The 19,502-nt window shown below is 71.5% G+C and carries 17 protein-coding genes; 10 read left to right on the top strand and 7 right to left on the bottom strand.

Annotated features, from left to right (window positions below):
- Positions 1-30: 30 nt before the first annotated feature.
- A complete protein-coding gene (locus tag ACIO9J_RS18550; RefSeq protein ID WP_402000068.1) occupies positions 31-312 on the top strand; it encodes a hypothetical protein in 282 nt (93 codons plus the stop codon).
- 964 nt (positions 313-1,276) lie between these two features.
- Positions 1,277-1,918, top strand: a complete 642-nt coding sequence (locus tag ACIO9J_RS18545; protein ID WP_402000065.1) for a response regulator — start codon at positions 1,277-1,279, stop codon at positions 1,916-1,918.
- Between the two features lie 76 nt (positions 1,919-1,994).
- Here ACIO9J_RS18545 and ACIO9J_RS18540 read toward each other — a convergent pair whose 3' ends face one another.
- From ACIO9J_RS18540 to ACIO9J_RS18530, 3 genes are all read right to left on the bottom strand, one after another.
- The gene (locus ACIO9J_RS18540; protein ID WP_402001095.1) at positions 1,995-3,368 is read right to left on the bottom strand and encodes an MFS transporter; all 1,374 of its coding nucleotides are present in this window, start codon (positions 3,366-3,368) and stop codon (positions 1,995-1,997) included.
- A 296-nt stretch (positions 3,369-3,664) separates the two neighbouring features.
- Complete coding sequence (locus ACIO9J_RS18535) at positions 3,665-4,852, bottom strand: lipid-transfer protein (RefSeq protein ID WP_402000062.1); 1,188 nt, start codon at positions 4,850-4,852, stop codon at positions 3,665-3,667.
- A 39-nt stretch (positions 4,853-4,891) separates the two neighbouring features.
- Positions 4,892-7,120: an acyl-CoA dehydrogenase gene (locus tag ACIO9J_RS18530; protein ID WP_402000059.1), complete on the bottom strand. Its 2,229-nt coding sequence runs from the start codon at positions 7,118-7,120 to the stop codon at positions 4,892-4,894.
- A gap of 264 nt (positions 7,121-7,384) precedes the next feature.
- On the opposite strand from ACIO9J_RS18530, the gene ACIO9J_RS18525 reads away from it, so the two are divergent.
- From ACIO9J_RS18525 to ACIO9J_RS18505, 5 genes are all read left to right on the top strand, one after another.
- Positions 7,385-9,193, top strand: coding sequence for an MFS transporter (locus tag ACIO9J_RS18525; protein WP_402000056.1), 1,809 nt, complete (start codon positions 7,385-7,387; stop codon positions 9,191-9,193).
- Between the two features lie 340 nt (positions 9,194-9,533).
- On the top strand, positions 9,534-10,127 hold the full coding sequence (locus ACIO9J_RS18520) for a class I SAM-dependent methyltransferase (RefSeq protein ID WP_402001092.1): 594 nt from the start codon (positions 9,534-9,536) through the stop codon (positions 10,125-10,127).
- A 67-nt stretch (positions 10,128-10,194) separates the two neighbouring features.
- On the top strand, positions 10,195-11,211 hold the full coding sequence (locus ACIO9J_RS18515; protein ID WP_402000053.1) for an N-acetylmuramoyl-L-alanine amidase: 1,017 nt from the start codon (positions 10,195-10,197) through the stop codon (positions 11,209-11,211).
- Positions 11,212-11,394: 183 nt separating this feature from the next.
- Positions 11,395-12,267, top strand: a complete 873-nt coding sequence (locus ACIO9J_RS18510; RefSeq protein WP_402000050.1) for a hypothetical protein — start codon at positions 11,395-11,397, stop codon at positions 12,265-12,267.
- Between the two features lie 113 nt (positions 12,268-12,380).
- Positions 12,381-13,391 carry an LLM class F420-dependent oxidoreductase gene (locus ACIO9J_RS18505; protein ID WP_402000047.1) on the top strand — a complete coding sequence of 337 codons (1,011 nt, stop codon included), beginning with the start codon at positions 12,381-12,383 and terminating at the stop codon, positions 13,389-13,391.
- 178 nt (positions 13,392-13,569) lie between these two features.
- On the opposite strand, the gene ACIO9J_RS18500 is transcribed toward ACIO9J_RS18505, so the two are convergent.
- Positions 13,570-14,115 carry a hypothetical protein gene (locus ACIO9J_RS18500; RefSeq protein WP_402001089.1) on the bottom strand — a complete coding sequence of 182 codons (546 nt, stop codon included), beginning with the start codon at positions 14,113-14,115 and terminating at the stop codon, positions 13,570-13,572.
- A gap of 123 nt (positions 14,116-14,238) precedes the next feature.
- Between ACIO9J_RS18500 and ACIO9J_RS18495 the strand changes: the two genes are divergently transcribed.
- Positions 14,239-14,538, top strand: coding sequence for a hypothetical protein (locus tag ACIO9J_RS18495; RefSeq protein WP_402000044.1), 300 nt, complete (start codon positions 14,239-14,241; stop codon positions 14,536-14,538).
- Between the two features lie 83 nt (positions 14,539-14,621).
- Here the strand turns inward: ACIO9J_RS18495 and ACIO9J_RS18490 are convergent, their stop codons facing one another.
- Genes ACIO9J_RS18490 through ACIO9J_RS18480 form a run of 3 tightly spaced genes read right to left on the bottom strand, consistent with a single transcriptional unit; the run spans position 14,622 to position 17,805 of the window.
- Positions 14,622-15,692 (bottom strand): prenyltransferase/squalene oxidase repeat-containing protein, encoded by a 1,071-nt coding sequence (locus ACIO9J_RS18490; protein ID WP_402000041.1) that lies wholly within the window; start codon positions 15,690-15,692, stop codon positions 14,622-14,624.
- A complete protein-coding gene (locus ACIO9J_RS18485; protein WP_402000039.1) occupies positions 15,689-16,441 on the bottom strand; it encodes a class I SAM-dependent methyltransferase in 753 nt (250 codons plus the stop codon). Before ACIO9J_RS18485 ends, ACIO9J_RS18490 begins: the two co-directional genes overlap by 4 nt.
- Complete coding sequence (locus ACIO9J_RS18480; RefSeq protein ID WP_402000036.1) at positions 16,441-17,805, bottom strand: glycosyltransferase family 4 protein; 1,365 nt, start codon at positions 17,803-17,805, stop codon at positions 16,441-16,443. Before ACIO9J_RS18480 ends, ACIO9J_RS18485 begins: the two co-directional genes overlap by 1 nt.
- 212 nt (positions 17,806-18,017) lie before the next feature.
- Between ACIO9J_RS18480 and ACIO9J_RS18475 the strand changes: the two genes are divergently transcribed.
- Entirely contained in the window at positions 18,018-18,638 is a 621-nt protein-coding gene (locus ACIO9J_RS18475) for a TetR family transcriptional regulator (RefSeq protein ID WP_402000033.1), read from the top strand.
- 145 nt (positions 18,639-18,783) lie between these two features.
- Positions 18,784-19,392 (top strand): DNA-binding response regulator, encoded by a 609-nt coding sequence (locus ACIO9J_RS18470; RefSeq protein WP_402000030.1) that lies wholly within the window; start codon positions 18,784-18,786, stop codon positions 19,390-19,392.
- Positions 19,393-19,502 lie beyond the last annotated feature (110 nt).

The raw sequence follows: 19,502 nt of genomic DNA, 5'->3' as shown, positions 1-19,502 counted from the left end.
CGAGAGCTGGGTTTCATCGCTGTGCCATTTGTGCCCTTCGTGCCGTCAGTTGAAGACGAGCACGGAAAGAGCCTCCTCCTCGACGACGAGAAGGTGTTCCTCTCCACCAGGGTCAAACACTTCGAGAAGACCTACGCGAAACTCGATTTCCTGGACGTGGAAGGACAAGGCTGGCGCCGGAGCGACAACGGACGACTCTCATCCGTCCACGAGAAATGGACCGGCGGAGTTTCGGAACTACCCCCGTCCTTGGGCCGACGGAAAATGTCCGACCAGGGCTATTACAGGTCCCTCTCCAACTGCGCGAGGTGATGGGCGCGTTGAGTTCCACGCCTCGTGTCCCTGCCCGCTCAGCGACCCGCCCACCAGGCGGCGCCCGTACCCGTGGCGGTAGCGAAAAGGGTGATCAGCCATGCCGGGACGCGCTGAATGGTCAAGTGAAGTCCACCGCAACGGAGTTCAAAGGCGGCGGTAACCGGTTTGGCGCTCGTTCGAGTCATGCGAGACATCGTGTACCCCACATGGCTCAACCTCAAAGCTTCGCGCCCCGCCTTACGCCGAATGGTGGGCCGCACTGCCCGGACGCACGTCGCGCAGTCGGATGGAGCCCGCTCAGCGAGTCGTCAGCCATGCCGTGGCCGCAGACGCGGCGCACGTCGCGAGGAACGTCAACAGCCGGACCGGGACGCGCTGAACGGTGATGCGAAACCCTCGGATGCGGATATCGAGATCGGGACTGCGCTGGTCCACGGACATGAATTTGCCCCTCGTCAACAGCTCTGACAGACCGGATAGTTGGCGCTTCGGGTGGTCGCAGCGTGAGCCTTGAATGTGTCGGTCACCGGCAAGAAGGGCTCTGCTTCGCCGCTTTGGGGCAGCACGTCGCGGACGTGCTGTTGGATTTCTGTGGGCAGCCCGGGGTGGTGGTCCCGAGACATGAGAACGAGTGAACTCCCTGTTCGGAGCGCTTAGTCCGGCTCTCTGCGCCTCTGATGGAACGGTAACAAGAGATCGGCGCTTCGCAAATTCGATCTCGTTTGTCAAGTCGTCTGTTGGGGATGATCCCCCCCCCTTCCTCGTAAACCCCGCCCGCCGTGCTCTGCCCGGATACCCCGAACGGGGGGCAGGCGGCACCCGACGCACGAGCGCCACCGGCGTGACACGCCGTCGGCCCGGCCGGTGCTCCCCAGACCCCGGAGCGCCGGCCGGGTTCTTTGCTGCTCAGGCGCGGGGCACTACGTGCGTTGCGCCCGGGCATCGGCCGTAGCCTGAGCCCATGGACGAGATGCCCCAGGACCACCGCCCCGCAAGATCTGTGAGAGTCCTCCTCGCCGAGGACCAGGGCATGATGCGGGGCGCGCTCGCGCTGCTGCTCGGGATGGAGGCGGACATCGAGGTCGTCGCCCAGGTGGGGGCCGGGGACGAGATCGTGTCCGCGGCGCTGAACAGCCGTCCCGACGTGGCGCTGCTCGACATCGAACTGCCGGGCCGCAGCGGTCTTGACGCGGCGGCCGATCTGCGTGAGGAGTGTCCCGACTGCCGGGTCCTGATCCTCACCACGTTCGGCAGGCCCGGGTATCTGCGCCGTGCCATGGAGGCGGGCGCGGTCGGCTTCCTGGTCAAGGACGGGCCGGTGGAGGATCTCGCCGAGGCGATCCGGCGTGCGCTGCGCGGCGAGACCGTGATCGACCCGGCGCTCGCCGCGGCGGCGCTCAGCGCGGGTCCGAGCCCGCTGACCGCCCGCGAGGCGGATGCCCTGAAGGCCTCGGTGGACGGGGCCACGGTCTCCGACATCGCGGGCAAGCTGCACCTGTCGGAGTCGACCGTGCGGAACTACCTCTCGGCGGCGATCGGCAAGACGGGGACGCGGAACCGGATGGAGGCGGTGCGGGAGGCCCGGCAGCGGGGGTGGCTGTAGCACCGCCGTGCGCTGCACGGTGGGCCCGCGCCGTGACCCATGCGGAAACCGGCTCCGCCGTCCACGGACCGTCGCCTCAGCTCCGGGACGTCTTCCGCTCCCCCGGCATCCACAGCAGCATCACCACGACACCGGCGAGCAGGATGAACCCACTCGTACGGAACGCCGCCGCGTAGCCGTCGGTCAGTGCCTGCGGCGTGGTCGAACCCGCCATCGTGGTCGCCGCCACCGTGGAGAGCACCGCGAGGCCCAGCGAACCGCCCATCGTGCGCGAGGTGTTGATCAGGCCGGAGACGAGACCGGCGTCCTTCGGCTGCGCGCCCGACGTGGCGAGCGAGGCGAGCGGGGTGGAGGCGAGGCCCGCGCCGAGCATCATCACGATGCCGGGCAGCATGATCGCGGTGACGTACGCCCCGTCGGCCGTCATGGTCGACTGCCAGCCGAAGCCGGCCGCCGCGATGACGATGCCGATGACCGAGACGTTCTTGGCGCCGATCACCGGCATCAGGCGCGGGGCGAGCTTCGAGCCGAGGACGATGGTCAGCGAGGACGGGATGAGCGCGAGGCCCGCCTTGAGCGGCGAGTACTCCAGCACGTTCTGCGCGTACAGCGTCATGAAGTACCACATGGCGAACATGCCGCCGCCGCACATGAACATCGCGGCGTTCGCGGCCGACACCGAGCGCACCCTGAACAGCTTCAGCGGCATCAGCGGCTCCTTGGTGCGCGCCTCCACCAGCAGGAACCCGGCGAGCAGTACGAGGCCGGCGGCCAGCGGCACCAGGGTCTCCGGCGCCGTCCAGCCCTTCTGCTCGGTCTGCACGATGCCGTACGCGAGGGTCGCGAGGCCCGCCGTGACCAGGATCGCGCCCGGCAGGTCGATGCGGCGCGTGCCCGCCGCGCGGCTCTCGCTCAGCCAGGCGGCGCCGGCGAGGATCACGAGGGCGCCGATCGGCACGTTGATCAGGAGGACCCAGCGCCAGGACAGCAGGTCGGTGAGGACGCCGCCGACCAGGCCGCCCGCCGCGCCGCCGCCCGCGCCCACCGCGGACCAGGTGCCGATCGCCCTGACCCGCGCCGGGCCCTCGGGCACCGCGGAGGTGAGGATCGTCAGGGTCGAGGGGGCGAGGACCGCGGCGCCGAGGCCCTGCACGGCGCGGGCGGCGAGCAGCTGCCAGTCCGCCTGCGCGAGGCCGCCCGCGAGCGAGGCGGCGGTGAACAGGGCGAGGCCGACGAGGAACATCCGCTTGCGCCCGAAGAGGTCGCCCGCGCGGCCGCCGAGCAGCATGAAGCCGGCGAAGGCGATGGAGTAGGCGTTGACGACCCACTGCAGCCCGAGGGGGCTCATGCCGAGATCGGCCCGCATCGACGGGAGCGCGGTGTTCACCACGGAGACGTCGAGGACTACGAGGAACTGTCCCGCGCAGGCGGCGAGCAGTACGGCCCACATGGGGGCGGACTTTTTGCCGTTGGCGGGCGGGTCGGTGGCTATGTAAGTGTCGGGGGACGTCTGAACCATGACAGACATGGTCTCAAGGGATGAGTGTGTCGGGCATCGGGATTTCGCTCCACGAGTCCTCGGGCCGTAGGCCTAGGACTCGTGGCGGGCCCCTGCGGGGGGGGGCGGGTGCCTGGCCCCGGGGCCTGTGTCGTTCGTCTCCGCGGGGCCGTCGTGGCTGGTCGCGCCGTTCCCCGCGCCCCCAAAAAGAACCCGCACCGCAGCCCTGGAAGCGCTCGCCGCCAGCCCTACGCCCTCCTCAGCAGCGTCACCACCGCCGCGCCGCCCAGGCCTATGTTGTGGGCCAGGGCCGTCCTCGCGTTCTCTACCTGGCGGGGGCCCGCCTCGCCGCGGAGTTGCCAGGTCAGTTCGGTGATCTGGGCTATGCCGGTCGCGCCCAGGGGGTGGCCCTTGGAGATCAGGCCGCCGGAGGGGTTCACCACCCAGCGGCCGCCGTACGTCGTCGCGCCGCTCTCCACGAGCTTGCCGGACTCGCCGGGGGCGCACATGCCGAGTGCCTCGTACGTCAGGAGTTCGTTGATGGAGAAGCAGTCGTGCAGCTCGACGACGTCGACGTCCTCGATGCCGATGCCGGACTTCTCGTAGACCTGGCGGGCCGCCTCGCGGGACATCGGCAGGCCGACCGCGTCGATGCACGAACCGGAGTCGAAGGACTCCCCGGTGTCGGTGGTCATCGACTGGGCGGCGATCTCCACGGCGCGGTCCTGGAGGCCGTGGCGTTCCACGAAGCGTTCGGAGGCGACGACCGCGGCCGCCGAGCCGTCCGAGGTCGGGGAGCACTGGAGCTTGGTGAGCGGGCGGTGGATGGTCTTGGCGGCGAGGATCTCGTCGACGGTGTACGCGTCCTGGAACTGGGCGTAGGGGTTGTTCACCGAGTGCCGGTGGTTCTTGGCGCCGACCGCGGCGAGCTGCGCCTCGGTCGTGCCGTACTTCTCCATGTGCTCACGGGCCGCGTTGCCGAAGATCTGCGCGGTGGGCGGGGTCATCTCGAAGCCGTGGCGCGCGGCCATGATCCCGTAGTGGCGGGCCACGGGCGACGTCTTGAAGTCGCCCTCGCCGCCGCCCCCGAGCGAGCCGCGCGCCATCTTCTCGAAGCCGAGCGCGAGCACGCAGTCGTTGATGCCGCCCTCGACGAACTGCCGGGCCATCATCAGCGCGGTCGACGCGGTCGCGCAGTTGTTGTTGACGTTGTAGACGGGGACGCCGGTCAGACCCAGTTCGTAGGCGGCGCGCTGCCCGGCCGTCGAGGCCTGGAAGCAGTAGCCGACGGGGACCTGCTCCACGTCCTCGTAGGAGATCCCGGCGTCGTCGAGGGCCTTGGCGCCCGCCTCCTTCGCCATGTCCCAGTACTGCCAGTCACGCGTCTCGGGCTTCTCGAACTTGGTCATGCCGACGCCGACGATGTAGCTCTTCATGGCTCTCGTACTCCTTCGGTCAGGCGTTCAGTCAGGCGTTCAGTCACGGGGCAGGCCGAGGATCCGCTCGGCGACGACGTTGAGCTGGACCTGGGTGGTGCCGCCCGCGATGGTCAGGCAGCGCGACATCAGGAAGCCGTGCAGCGCCCGCTCCCCCGCGCCCTCGCGCACCGCGCCCGCGGGGCCGAGCAGTTCGAGGGCGAGTTCGGCGACCTTCTGCTGGTGCGGGGTCTGGACGAGTTTGCGTACGGAGGCGCCGGCGCCCGGTTCCGCGCCCGCCACCTGCTGGGTGGTGGTGCGCAGGCCGATGCAGGCGAGGGCGTGCGCCTCCGCGGCGAGCGCGCCGATGCGGGCGCGGCAGGCCCCGTCGAGTTCCGCGGCACGCTGGATGAGCGCTTCGAGGCCGGTGTCGAAGGTCAACTGGTCGGCCATGTGGACGCGTTCGTTGCCGAGGGTGTCGCGGGCCACCCGCCAGCCGTCGTCGACCCGGCCGACCACCGCGTCCTCGGGGAGCAGGACGTCGTCGAAGTACACCTCGTTGAAGAGGGAGTCGCCGGTGATCTCCTTGAGCGGGCGGATGTCGATCCCGTTGCCCGTGGCGGAGACGGCGGCCTTCATGTCGACGAGGAAGTACGTGAGGCCCTTGTGCTTGGGCGCGTCCGGGTTGGTCCGGGCGAGCAGGATGCCGAAGTCGGCCCACTGGGCGGCGCTCGTCCACACCTTCTGGCCGTTGATCCGCCAGCCGCCCTCCACACGCTCGGCCCGCGTGCGCAGCGAGGCCAGGTCGGATCCCGCGCCCGGCTCGCTGAAGAGCTGGCACCAGAGCAACTCGCCGCGCAGGGTGGGTGCGAGGAAGCGTTCCCGCTGTTCCTCCGTGCCGTACGCGAGGAGGGAGGGCACCACCCAGGTGGCGATGCCGAGTTCGCTGAGCTTGACGCCGGCCGCCGTCAACTCCTCCTGGATGACGAGCTGTTGGACGGGTCCGGCGCCGATGCCGTAGGGCTCGGGCAGGTGCGGGGCCGCGTAGCCGGTGGGGGCGAGCGCCTTGCGCGCGGCGGCCGGGTCGAGTCCGCGGGCGCTCCCGATCACCTCGCGGGCCCGCGCCCGGTACTCCTCCGCCGCCGCGGGCAGCGCCACCCGCAGCTCCCTGCGCGCGCCGCCCTCGGCGAGCCGGACGGCCCGCTGCCGGTGCCCGTCCCCCGCGCCGAGCAGCTGGCGCGCCACGACCGCCCTGCGCAGATACAGGTGGGCGTCGTGTTCCCAGGTGAAGCCGATGCCGCCGAGGATCTGCACGCAGTCCTTGGCGCAGGAGTACGCGGCGTCCAGGGCGGTGGCGGCGGCGAGCGCGGCGACCAGGCCGCGCACCTCGGGCGCCTCGGGCGGCTCGGACCGCCCGGACCCCTCGGACCGCTCGGACCGCTCGGGCGTCTCGTCGGCGGCGCGGGCCGCGTCCCAGGCCAGCGCGCGGGCCTGTTCGACGCGGACCAGCATGTCGGCGCAGAGGTGCTTGACGCCCTGGAACTGGCCGATGGGCCGCCCGAACTGCTCGCGCACCTTGGCGTGTTCGGCCGCGGTGCGCAGCGCCCACGCCGCGGTGCCGCAGGCGTCGGCGGCGAGCACGACGGCGGCCAGGTCGCGCACGGCCGCGCCGTCCACGGCGAGCAGCCGGCCCCCCGGCACGAGCGCGGCCCGCGCGCTCACCTCGGCGGTCGGCCTGGTCGGATCGGCGCTTTCGTGCGGACGTACGGTCAGCGCGTCCGCGTCGACGGCGAGCCAGAGCGGGCCCGCGGCCGACGCGGCACCCAGGACGATCAGGTCGGCGTCGCCGCCGGAGAGCACGGGCGGCGCGGTGCCGTCCAGGACGTAGCCGTCCGGGACCGCGACGGCGGTGAGCGTGCCGGGGCCGAGGGCGACGGCGCCGATCCGGCCGCCCCGGGCGAGCTCGGCGGCGAGCGCCGGGGCGCCCGCGCGGTGCAGGAGCGCCGAGGCCAGGGAGCTGGCGGCGTACGGTCCCGGGAGCGCGGCCCCCGCCGCTTCCTCCAGGACGACGGCCAGGTCCAGGAGGCCGCCGCCCCCGCCTCCGCACTCCTCGGGGAGGTGGACGCCGAGGAGGCCCTGCTCGGCGAGGCCGTCCCAGTGGACGGGGCGGCCGCCGCCGGGCGGCGCGTCGAGCAGTGCGCGCGTCTCCCTCGGTGGCGCGGCGCGCGCGATCCAGCCGCGCACGGCCGAGGCCAACTCCCTTTGCTCCTGCGTGATTCCGATCCCCATGCGCATCCTCGCCGGTAGCAGCTGCCGGGACGGCGGTCAGACTAGAACACGTTTCAATCTGACGGAAGGTCAGATACGGGTCGTCTTCCGCGACCGCCCCGCGGTCGCCCCCCTCGGCCGCTCCGGGCGCCGGATGATGAAGCGGTTAACAAAAGGTCAAGAGTTCACCGGGTACGCCAAACGTCGGAATAGTCGCCCCGGGTAACGGGTTCGGCCTACACGTACCCCTGCCACGATCAACCTTCCGCCCGGAGGCCCCACGCAATGTCGATGACCGCGACCCCACCACGCGGCATACGCGGAGTCGTCCCCGTACTCGCCTTCTCAGGCATCGTCGTCGCGGTGATGCAGACCCTGCTCGTGCCGGTCATCAAGGACCTGCCGACCCTGCTGAGCACCGCACCTTCGAACGCCACCTGGGTCATGACCTCGACCCTGCTCGCCGGCGCCGTCTCCACCCCGATCATGGGGCGCCTCGGCGACCTCTTCGGCAAGCGCCGGATGCTGCTCAGCAGCCTCGCCGTGATGGTCGTCGGCTCGCTGGTCTGCGGATTCACCGACGATCTCCTGGTGATGATCGTCGGCCGCGCGCTCCAGGGCTTCGCGATGGGCGCCATCCCGCTCGGCATCGGTCTGATGCGCGACATGCTGCCGCGCGAGAAGCTCGGCTCGGCGATGGCCCTGATGAGCTCCTCCATCGGCGTCGGCGGCGGCCTCGCGCTGCCCCTCGCCGCGCTGACCGCGCAGCACGCCGACTGGCACGCGCTGTTCTTCGGCGCCGCCGGACTCGGCGTCCTTGCCATGATCCTCACCGTGCTCTTCGTGCCGGAGAGCCCGCTGCGCGCCCAGGGCAGCTTCGACGTGTTCGGCGCGCTCGGCCTCTCCGCCGGGCTCGTCCTGTTCCTGCTGCCCATCACCAAGGGAAGTGACTGGGGCTGGAGTTCGGGCACCACGCTCGGCCTGTTCGGTGCCGCGGCCGTCGTGCTCGTGCTGTGGGGCGTGATGGAGCTGCGCCTGAAGGCGCCGCTGGTGGACCTGCGCACCACCGCGCGGCGCGAGGTGCTGCTCACCAACCTCGCCTCGATCATGGTCGGTGTCGCCTTCTACGCGATCTCGCTGGTCCTGCCGCAGCTCCTCCAGCTCCCCTCGGCCACCGGCTACGGCCTCGGCCAGTCCATGGTCGTCGCGGGTCTGTGCGTGGCCCCGCTCGGCCTGACCATGATGTTCACCGCGCCGGTCTACGCCCGCCTCTCGGCGAAGTACGGCCCCAAGGTCACGCTCATCCTCGGCATGCTGATCATCGCGATCGGCTACGGCGCGGGCCTCGGCCTGATGAGCGCCGCCTGGCAGACCATCGTCATCTCGGTGGTCGTCGGCGCGGGCATCGGACTCGCCTACTCCTCGCTGCCCGCGCTGATCATCGGCGCCGTCGACGCGTCCGAGACCGGCGCGGCCAACGGCCTCAACACGCTGATGCGCTCCATCGGCACGTCGGTGTCCAGCGCCGTCATCGGCATGGTGCTCGCCAACACGGCGAACCACGTCGGCGGCGTCGACGTACCCACCCTGCACGGCTTCCGCGTCTCGTTCCTGATCGCCACGGGTGCGGTCGCGATCGGGCTGCTCTTCGCCCTCTTCCTCCCCTCCCCGCGCCGGTCCATCAAGCCGCAGCTGCGGGCGAGCAGCGAGGAGGACGCGAACCTGGAGCGGGCCACGCGGGCCGCGCAGGCCGTGGAGGTGCTCACGGGCTTCCACGGGCAGGTGCTCGGCGCGGACGGCGGGCCGCTCGCGCGGGCCAAGGTGACGTTGATCGACCGGCGGGGGAAGCAGGCGGGGGCGGCGCTCACGGACGAGGACGGTCGGTACGTCCTGGCTGCGCCGGGCGATGGCTCTTACGTTCTCGCGGCTACCGCCGCGGGGTATGCGCCGCGGGCCTCGGCGGCGGCGTATCGCGGGGAGGGGCTTGCGGTGCGGGTGGATCTTTCTCTGACCGAGGCGCTTGCGGGGGCGGGGGCGGGGGCCGGTGCGGGTGCCCGTGTCGCCTCTTCCGATGACAGTGACGTGTCTGCCTGACGGGGTGGGGTGGGGGCGTCTGCTGTAGCTGCGGGTCCGTTGTGGCTGGTCGCGCAGTTCCCCGCGCCCCTGAAAGCGTCCGCACCGGGCGTGCCTGGTCGCGCCCGCATGGCGACGCCGTCGTGTCGGAGCCCCGCGCTCTAGAAGCGCCCGCACCGTGCCTCCCTCGTCGCGCCCGCCGCGGAGTCGTGCACCTGCCCCCTACCAGCGCCCCCGTCACCACCCCGACGGGGGCGCCGTGCATCATGGGGCGGTCATACGCGCCTGCGACCTGGAGGGAACCGTGGCCGTCGAGCCCGAGTCGGAGATTCTTGCCGCCTTCGAGGGGGCCAAGGGGTTCATGCCCCGGGGCGAGGGGCTCGCGCTGTACGCGGCCGCGGTGGAGGCGGGGAGCCTCGGGCTGCCGCTGCTCGAAGTCGGCACGTACTGCGGGCGCTCCACGATCCTGCTCGCCGACGCGGCCCGCCGCGCGGGGGTGAGCGCGATCACCGTGGACCACCACCGCGGCAGCGAGGAGCAGCAGCCCGGCTGGGAGTACCACGACCCGGAGACGGTCGACCCGGAGGTCGGCCGGATGGACACCCTGCCCACCTTCCGCCGCACCCTGCACGCGGCGGGCCTCGAAGACCACGTGATCGCGATCGTCGGCCGCTCGCCGCAGGTGGCGAAGGCATGGGGCGGGCCGCTGGGGTTCGTGTTCATCGACGGCGGCCACACCGACGAGCACGCCACGGGCGACTACGAGGGGTGGGCTCCGCACATCGCCGAGGGCGGTCTCCTCGTCATCCATGACGTCTTCCCCGACCCGGTCGACATCATGACCGGACAGGCTCCGTACCGCGTCTACCTCCGGGCCCTGGAGTCCGGCGCGTTCACCGAGGTCACAGCGGTGGACTCGCTGCGCGTGCTGCGCCGCACGGGCGCCGGGACCTGACCTCGTCCGCGTTTTCGTCCGGCTCCATCACAAGCGGGGATCCGGCCCCGCGGATAGGCTCCCTTCCGTGTCGTACGTAGGTCCGGAATTCGATCCCGCCCGTCCGCCGAAGCGCCGCTTCGGCCGTCCGCTGACGGTGACCGCCGCCGCGCTGGTGCCCGCCTGCCTCGCGGGCTGGCTCGTCTACCAGGCGACCAGCGGACCCGGCGGGAACGAGCCCGCGAGATCGCTGCCCGCGTCGGCGAGCGCGTCCGGCGGGCAGGACGCGCCGTCCGGGCCCGGCTCGCCGTCCCCCGCCGGGAGCAGCACATCCGGTGAAGGGGATGAAAAGGACAAGGACGGCAAGGGCAAGGGCGCCGACGACAACGATTCGACTACGAAGCCGCCCGCCCGGCAGCCCGCCGCGAGCGGGCCCCTGAAGGGCAAGCTCGTCGTCGTCGACCCCGGCCACAACCCCGGCAACTTCCGGCACGCCTCCGAGATCAACCGCCAGGTCGACATCGGGACGAACCGCAAGGAGTGCGACACCACCGGCACCTCCACCAACGCCGGTTACACCGAGGCGAAGTTCACCCTGGACGTCTCCCGGCGGCTGCGCACGCTGCTCGAAAAGCAGGGCGCCACGGTCGAGTTCACCCAGGACGGCGACCGCCCCTGGGGCCCGTGCGTCGACGAGCGCGCCCAGATCGGCAACAAGGCCCACGCCGACGCGGTGGTCTCCGTCCACGCCGACGGCTCGGGCGCAGGGAACCGCGGCTTCCACGTGATCATGCCGGGGAAGGTGAAGGCCGGATCGGCCGACACCACGCCGATCGTGGCGCCCTCCAAGGAGTTGGGCGAGCGCATCGCGGGCACCTTCCTGCGCGCCACCGGCAGCGCGCCCTCCAACTACATCGGCGGCGGCACCGGACTCGACACCCGCAAGGACCTGGGCGGCCTGAACCTCTCCACCGTCCCCAAGGTGTTCATCGAGTGCGGCAACATGCGCGACGCGAAGGACGCGGCGCTGCTGACGAGCGGCGCGTGGCGGCAGAAGGCGGCGCAGGGGATCTCTGACGGAATCGTGGGATTCCTCCGCGGGTAGGCCTTCGCGGGCCTCGTAATCGAAGCGTGGACGTCTTTATCCCGAGCAGACACCCCGGCCGTCCGAACGATATTGTCCTCCATACGATGAGGGGCCACCCCCGCGCTTCGCGCACCGCGACACGACCGCGACTACGGCGACAGCGACGCCTCCACTGACGAGACGACTGACGAAGGACCTGAAGTGAATTTCCGCTCCCTCACTCGAGGCGACGGCGTGGTGATCGGAGCAGCGGTGTTGCTCTTCATCGCCTCGTTCCTCGACACCCTTGACGCCGATGGCGGCGACAGCTCCAAGCTGCCGAACGCCTGGGAAAACGGCAACCTGCTGATGAGCGTCTACCTGCTCGGCATCATCGGTGCGGCACTCATCGTCGTCGGCCGCGCGCTGCCGCAGCAGCGCAAGGTCGCGGGCCTGGACCTCGGGCAGATCGGTGTGGCCTTCACCATCGCCGCCGCCTGGAGCTCCCTCGGTGCGATCTTCGACACCGACCAGTCCTACGGCTTCTACTTCAACGCCCTCGGCGCCCGCGGGGAGTCCCCGGACGCCGGTGTCGGACTCATCCTCGGCCTGATCGGCGCCCTGGTGCTCGCCGCCGGTGCGGTCGCCACGCTGCTCGTCCCGGCCCTCAAGGCCCCCCTCATGGGCGCCCCGCGCCCGATGACCCCGCAGCCCTACGGCGGCCAGCCCCAGGGCGGCTACGGCTACCCGGGTGCGGGCGCCCCGCAGCAGGGCGCTCCGTACGGCGGCCAGCCCGGTCAGCCGCAGGGTGGTCAGCCCTTCGGCGGCCAGCCCGGCCAGCCGCAGCCGCAGGCCGGGCAGACCCCGCCGCCCGCGCAGCAGGCGGCGCCCGCCGGTGACTTCTCGCCGTTCTGGTTCGCCGTGCCGGTGCCGCGTCCGCTGTACGCGGAGGACGGCTCGCCCACGCCGATCGCCGAACTGGCGCCCGGCACCTGGTACTTGGCCGTCGAGCAGCGCGGCCCCGGCCTGGTGGCCCAGACGCAGGACGGCCGTCGCGGCGTCCTTCAGGACACCACGGGGATCCAGCGCGGCTGATCCGCCCCGATGGACAGCACGGCCCCTCGCCCTTCCGGGCGGGGGGCCGTTGTCGTACAGTCGCCCCCCTGAAGCCAACTGACGGTACGTCAGACATGGGACTGGGAGGGTGTATGCGGCTCGGGCTCGCACTCGGGTACTGGGGGCGCGGCCCCGACCCCGGCCATGTCGCGCTCGCCCAGGAGGCCGAGCGGCTCGGATACGACTCCGTGTGGACGGCGGAGGCCTGGGGGTCCGACGCCTTCACGCCGCTGACCTGGATCGCCGCGAACACCTCACGGATCAGGCTCGGTACCGCCGTCGTACAGATGGCCGCGCGCTCCCCCGTCACCACCGCCATGCACGCCCTCACCCTCGACCACCTCTCCGGCGGCCGGATGATGCTGGGGCTCGGGCTCTCCGGGCCGCAGGTGGTGGAGGGCTGGTACGGGCGGCCGTTCCCCAGGTCGCCGCTGACCGCGACCCGCGAGTACGTCGAGGTGATCCGCCAGGTCCTGCGCCGCGAGGGCCCCGTGGAGCTGGACGGGCGCTTCCACGCCCATCCCTACCGGGGCGAGGACGGCACGGGCCTCGGCAAGCCCCTCAAGCCGATCACGCATCCGCTCCGCGCCGGTCTGCCGATCCTGCTCGGTGCCGAGGGGCCCAAGAACATCGCGCAGACGACCCGCATCGCGGACGGCTGGCTGCCGCTGTACTGGTCGCCGGCCAGGACGGACGTCTACGAAGCGTCGCTGACCGGTCTGCGGGAGGACTTCCTGGTCGCCCCGATGGTCCGCGCCAAGGTCTGCGACGACGTGCGCGAAGGGCTGCTCCCGGTCAAGGCCATGCTCGGCTTCTACATCGGCGGCATGGGGCACGCCGCCCGCAACTTCCACGCCGATCTGATGGGGCGCATGGGGTACGCGGAGGAGGCGGGGCGCATCCAGGAGCTGTTCCTCGCCGGGCGCAAGGAGGAGGCGGTGCTCGCGGTGCCCGACGCCTTCGCCGACGAGATCTCGCTGGTCGGGCCGCGCGGGCGCATCGCCGAGCGGCTCGACCTGTGGCGCAAGGGGCCGGTCACCGACCTCCTGGTGCTCTCCCCCGACCCGCTGACGCTGCGGACCATGGCGGAGCTCAACTCGTAGCCCCGCCAGAAAGGCCCTAGGGCCTTTCGTTTGGATCAGGCCGGGCTCGCGGGGCCTGGCACGCACGCTCGCAGCGTTGTCGTCGGTTGCCAACGCTCCGCGTTGCCGCCCTCCTCCGCCTTGCGATCGCACGCACCAGACCCCGCTCCCTGATCCAGCCTGATCCAAACGAAAGACCCTAACCCTTGGCCAGCTCCCCCGCCGAAGGCACCTTGTCCTTGACCTCCGCGCCCGCGCTCTTGCCCGCGTCCTTCACGGAGTTGATGATGCCGTCGAAGGAGTTCACGATCGAGTCCGTCGAGTCGCCCTTGCGGAGCTTGGACGGCAGGTCCTTGAGCGCGTCGATGCCCGCCGTCAGCGGGGCCACGGCCTTGGCGAGGGTCGGGTCGCCCTGGGCGTTCTTCGTCGCGGCCTTCAGCCTGTTGTAGGTGAAGGCGCCCGCGAGACCGGCCTTGATCAGGGCGAACTTGCGGCCGTCCGCGCCGTTCTTGAACTTCCCCGCACGGAACGGCTTCACGATCCACTGGTAGCCGGCGCCGGCGGCGAGCCCCGCGTTGGCCACGAAGCGGGTCTTGGCGAACTTCTGCTGCTCGGCCGAGCTGGACCCGGTCGGCGTCGCCGCGCTGTCCTTGTCGTCGTCGTTGCAGGCGGTCGCGCCCACGAGGAGCGTGCAGCACAGGGTGAGGGAGACTCCGGCACGGCGGACGGAAACGGGGCTGAGCACGGGCACGGCAGCGGCCTCCTGAGATGAGCGGTCCTCCCGGCAGCCTCACCCCGGCCGCCGGGCACCGCCACCGGGACGGGCCCGTACGGGTTTCAACGGGGCGGAGCCCGGTACCCGTCCCTCATGTCTCCCCGAACCCGGAACACCCGTGGCACCAACGAGGCAGCGAGGGTCGTCGCAATCGTCGCGGACGTCCTGGCCTTCATCCTCGGCCTGTGGATCCTGATGTACCTCCTCGACGCGAACCGCGCCAACGACCTCGTCCAGTTCGTGCACGACACGGCCCGCTGGCTGGCGGGCTGGTCGCACGACCTGTTCACGTTCGACGCCGCATGGGCGAGGGTCGTGGCGGGCTACGGCCTGGCGGCGATCGTCTACCTGCTCATCGGCCATGCGATAGCGGGCCGCCTGCGCCGCTACTGAGCCCCGAAGGGGCGAGTTCTCCAGGGGCGCGGGGAACTGCGCGACCAGCCCCCGCAAACCCGCAGCTGCCCCGCAGGGAAGCCTCAGCAACAGGACGGGTCGAGCCCCACCGGCAGCCGCTCACCGGAGAACACCGCACACGTCGCCTCGTCCCCGCCCAGCGCCGCCACGGCGAGCAGCAGCGACCCCGCGGTCCAGGTGGTGAGCTCCTCGGGCCACACCGCCTTGTCGTCGAAGACGTAGCCCGTCCAATAGAGGCCCGTCGCGGGGTCGCGCAGGTGCTGGATGGACTGGAGGATCTCCAGGGCCCGGTCGGACTCGCCCAACGCCCAGAGCGCCAGGGCGAGTTCGGCGCTCTCGCCGCCCGTGACCCAGGGGTTCGGGACGACACACCGCACCCCGAGGCCCGGCACCACGAAGCGGTCCCAGCCCTGGGCCATCCGCTCCTTGGCCGCGACGCCGGTCAGCGCGCCGCCCAGGACCGGGTAGTACCAGTCCATCGAGTAGCGGTCCTTGTCGAGGAACCGCTCGGGGTGGTGGCGGATGGCGTGCGCGAGGGCGCCGGTCGCCAGCTCCCAGTCGGGCTGCGGCTCGTCGCGCTGCTCGGCGAGGGCGAGCGCGCAGCGCAGCGCCTGGTGGATCGAGGAGGAGCCGGTGAGCAGCGCGTCGGTCACCGGTGTGCCGTCGGCCTCCCGCTTCCAGCCGATCTGGCCGCCGGGCTGCTGGAGCGCGAGGACGAACTCGACGGCGCCGACCACGGCGGGCCACATGCGGTCGAGGAACGCCTCGTCGCCGGTGGCGAGGTAGTGGTGCCAGACGCCGACGGCGAGGTACGCGCAGAAGTTGGTCTCGCGGCCCCGGTCGGTGACGTCGTGCGGGTCGCCGTCGCGGTAGGCGGCGTACCAGGAGCCGTCCGGGTTCTGGTGCCGTACGAGCCAGTCGTAGGCCCGCTCGGCGGCCGCGTGCTCCCCCGCGGCGTCCAGGGCCATGGCGGCCTCGGTGTGGTCCCAGGGGTCGAGATGGTGGCCGCGGAACCACGGGATGGCGCCGTCCTCGCGCTGCACGGCGAGGATGCCGCGCACCGTCGCCGCGGCCTGAGGGGCCGTCAGGACGCCGGGCAGGACGAGGTGTTCGGTCCGCTCCGGGCTCGTCACTTGGCGGCCGCCACGGGCTCCGCGGCGGCGACGGGCAGGTGCGGCTTGGTCGCGTACGCCACGAAGCTCTTGCCGACCACGGGGTTGAGCAACTGCTCGGCGACCCGGGTGGCGAGGGGCTTCTTCATGATGTCCCAGACCAGGAGCTTGTGGTAGGCGCGCACCGGCAGCGCCTTGTCGTTGTCGACGCCGAAGGCACACTTGAGCCACCAGTAGGGCGAGTGCAGCGCGTGCGCGTGGTGGGTGCCGTACGGCTTGAGGCCCGACTCCCGCATCTTGCCGAGGAGTTCGTCGGCCTTGTAGATGCGGATGTGGCCGCCCTCGACCTCGTGGTAGGCGTCGCTGAGCGTCCAGCAGACCTTCTCGGGGCCGTAGCGCGGCACGGTGACGGCGATGCGGCCGCCGGGCTTGAGGACCCGGACCATCTCGGCGAGGACGCCCTTGTCGTCCGGGATGTGCTCCATGACCTCGGAGATGATCACGACGTCGAAGGAGGCGTCGGGGAAGGGCAGGTTGAGCGCGTCGCCCTCCATCGCGGTGGCCGTCGCGCCCGCGGGGGCCTCGCCCGCCTCCTTCATCGCGGCGAACCACTTGGCGACCTCGCGGATCTCCTCGGCGTTCTGGTCGAGGGCCACCACCTGGGCGCCCCGCCGGTAGCACTCGAAGGCGTGCCGGCCCGCGCCGCAGCCCAGGTCGAGCACGCGGTCGCCGGCGGCGAGCGGGAAGCGGGTGAAGTCGACGGTCAGCATCAGCGATGGCTCCCGGAGTACGTCGGGGTGGCCGCGGGGCGGCCGGGATTCTGGGCCGCGGAACGGCTCATGGCCTCGCGGTAGCGGTCGGCGGTGCCCTTGGCGGCCTGCGCCCAGGTGAACTTGGCGAGCACCCGCGCACGCCCCGCCGCGCCGAGCCTGGCGCGCAGCTCCCGGTCGCCGAGCAGCCGGGCCAGGCCGTCCGCGAGGGCGCCGGGGTCGCCGGGCGGCACCGCGACGCAGGTCTCGCCGTCGGGGCCCGCGACCTCCGGGATCGCGCCGCCGGTGGTGGCGAGGAGCGGGGTGCCGGTGGCCATCGCCTCGGCCGCGGGCAGCGAGAACCCCTCGTACAGGGAGGGCACGCAGGCGATCTGCGCCGAGCGGACCAGGTCGACGAGTTCGGCGTCGGTGATGCCCTTGACGAACTCGATCGAGCCCGCGAGGCCGTGCTTCTCGATGGCCTGGGCGACCGGGCCGTCCTCGGCGCGCTTGCCGACGACGACGAGGTGGGCGGCGGGGTTCTCGGTGCGGATCTTGGCGAGCGCCTCGACGAGGTAGATGAGGCCCTTGAGGGGGACGTCGGCGCTGGAGGTCGTCACGATCCGGCCGGGCACCTCGGCGACCGAGGGGTCGGGCGAGAAGAGGTCGGTGTCGGCGCCGATGTGGACGACGTCGATGCGGCTCTCGCGTACGCCGAGGTGGTCGATGATCTCCTGGCGCGAGGTGCCGGAGACGGTGAGTACCGAGGGCAGCCGGCGCGCGACGCGCTTCTGCATGCGCGTGAACGCGTACCAGCGGCGCACCGACATGCGGCGCTTGAGGTCGGGCGCGGCGTCCAGTTCGAGCTGCCGGTCGACGGTGATGGGGTGGTGGATCGTGGTGACCAGGGGGGCGCCGAGGTCGCCCAACAGGCCGTATCCCAGGGTCTGGTTGTCGTGCACGACGTCGAACTCGCCGCGTCGGGCGCGCAGATGGCGCCGGGCGCGCAGGCTGAACGTGGCGGGCTCGGGGAAGCCGCCGGTCCACATCGTCGCCACTTCGAGGGCGTCCACCCAGTCGCGGTACTCGCCGCGCCCCGGCGTGCGGAAGGGGTCGGGCGAGCGGTAGAGGTCCAGGCTCGGCAGCTCGGTGAGCTTGAGGCCTTCGAGTCCCTCGCCCTCGTCGAGCACCGGATAGGGCTGCGCGCCGATCACCTCGACGCTGTGCCCGAGCCGGACGAGCTCGCGCGAGAGGTGGCGTACGTAGACGCCCTGCCCCCCGCAGAACGGGTTCCCTTTGTACGTCAGGAGAGCGATCCGCAACGGACGCCCGCCTTCGGTGTCGGAGCCCTTCCGGGGGCCCGCCTCCATGGCCTCAGCGGTCACTCTCGGCCCCCTTCTCCTGCAGTTGTCCGCGAGGTTACGCCGGGACGGTAATCTAGAACAAGTTTCAGACTTGATCGTTGAGTGATCGCTGAACGAGCTCTGAATCTACCGGCAGGTAGGCGAGGTGTAAGGCCCGGATCAGGTGATTCGCGCCACGACGGGCTCCCTGCCATGCTGTGCGATCTCGGGAGGCGTTTTCGGAGGGGCGGCACATGACAGCGGAAGCCAAGACAGGGAGCCCTGCGACGCCGCCGCTCACCGAACGCCAGGAGGCGCGCCGCCGCCGCATCCTGCACGCGAGCGCCCAACTGGCCAGCAGGGGCGGGTTCGACGCGGTGCAGATGCGCGAGGTCGCGGAGGCCGCGGGCGTCGCGCTCGGCACGCTCTACCGCTACTTCCCCTCCAAGGTGCATCTGCTCGTCGCCACCATGCAGGACCAGCTCCAGCACATGCACACCACGATCAGGAAGCGCCCGCCGGCCGGTGAGACCCCCGCCGAGCGGGTCGCGGAGACCCTGATGCGCGCCTTCCGCGCCCTCCAGCGCGAGCCGCACCTCGCGGACGCCATGGTGCGGGCCCTGACCTTCGCGGACCGCTCGGTGAGCCCCGAGGTCGACACCGTCTCACGGCTGACGACGGCGATCATCCTGGACGCGATGGGCCTGACGGACGCGCCGACCGCGCAGCAGCTCTCGGCGGTGCGGGTGATCGAGCACACCTGGCACTCCGCACTGATCACCTGGCTCTCCGGACGGGCCTCGATCGCCCAGGTGAAGATCGACATCGAGACGGTCTGCCGCCTCATCGACCTCACGGCGACCCCCCGAGCGTGACATGGGGGGCGCACAGTCGCCCGGCAAGTGCGCCCCCAAACACCCCCTTGGCCAGTTCTCAGTGTCACGAGGGGGGGTACTCACCGCTATGAATGGTCTGCGTCCTTGAAGGGGGCAACCGGAGTGGGAGCTGGAGGGGCAGAGCGTGATCCGGGTACTTCTCGTGCACGACGCCTGTCTACTGCGATTAGCCCTGGCGGAACGTCTCGCCCGGGAGCCTGACTTGGAGGTGTTCCATGCGCCGTGGTCACACGCGCACGGCCGGCAGCGCACGGTACGACCCGATCTCTGCGTGGTGGATCTCGACGACGAGTCGACGTACGCCCTCACCCCGCTCACCGAGCTGACGGGGCCGTCCGCGCACGGCCGCGGCTGCCGGGTCCTGGTGCTCGCCACCGCCAACCGGCCCGGCCAGCTGCGCCGCGCCGCGGAGGCGGACGCGCTCGGCTACGTGAACAAGGCGAGCCAGCCGGAGCGCCTGATCACCGGCATCAGACAGGTGGCGGCGGGCCAGCGGTTCGTCGACGAGTCACTGGGGTTCGGCTTCCTCAAGGCCGCACAAATGCCGCTCACCCAGCGGGAGTTGAGCGTCCTGTCACTCGCCGCCCGGGGCGCCTCGGTCGCCGAGATCGCCCACAGTCTCCATCTGTCCAACGGAACGGTGCGCAACTACATGGCCGCGATCACCAGGAAGACCGGTGCGCGGAACAGGATCGACGCCATAAGGATCTCGCAGGGCGAGGGCTGGGTCTGAGGCGGCAGCGCCCCGGTCCCCGCGCCCGCCCTCGCCCCAGTCACCGGCCCCGTTGAGGTCCCGGTACAGGGGCGAACGCTCCATCAGCTCGTCGTGCCGGCCGCACAGGG

The sequence above is a fragment of the Streptomyces sp. NPDC087300 genome, assembly GCF_044744425.1.
Taxonomy (GTDB): Bacteria; Actinomycetota; Actinomycetes; order Streptomycetales; family Streptomycetaceae; genus Streptomyces.
The sequence above is the reverse complement of the archived record's forward strand: the minus strand, read 5'-3'. Positions and strand labels throughout refer to the sequence as shown.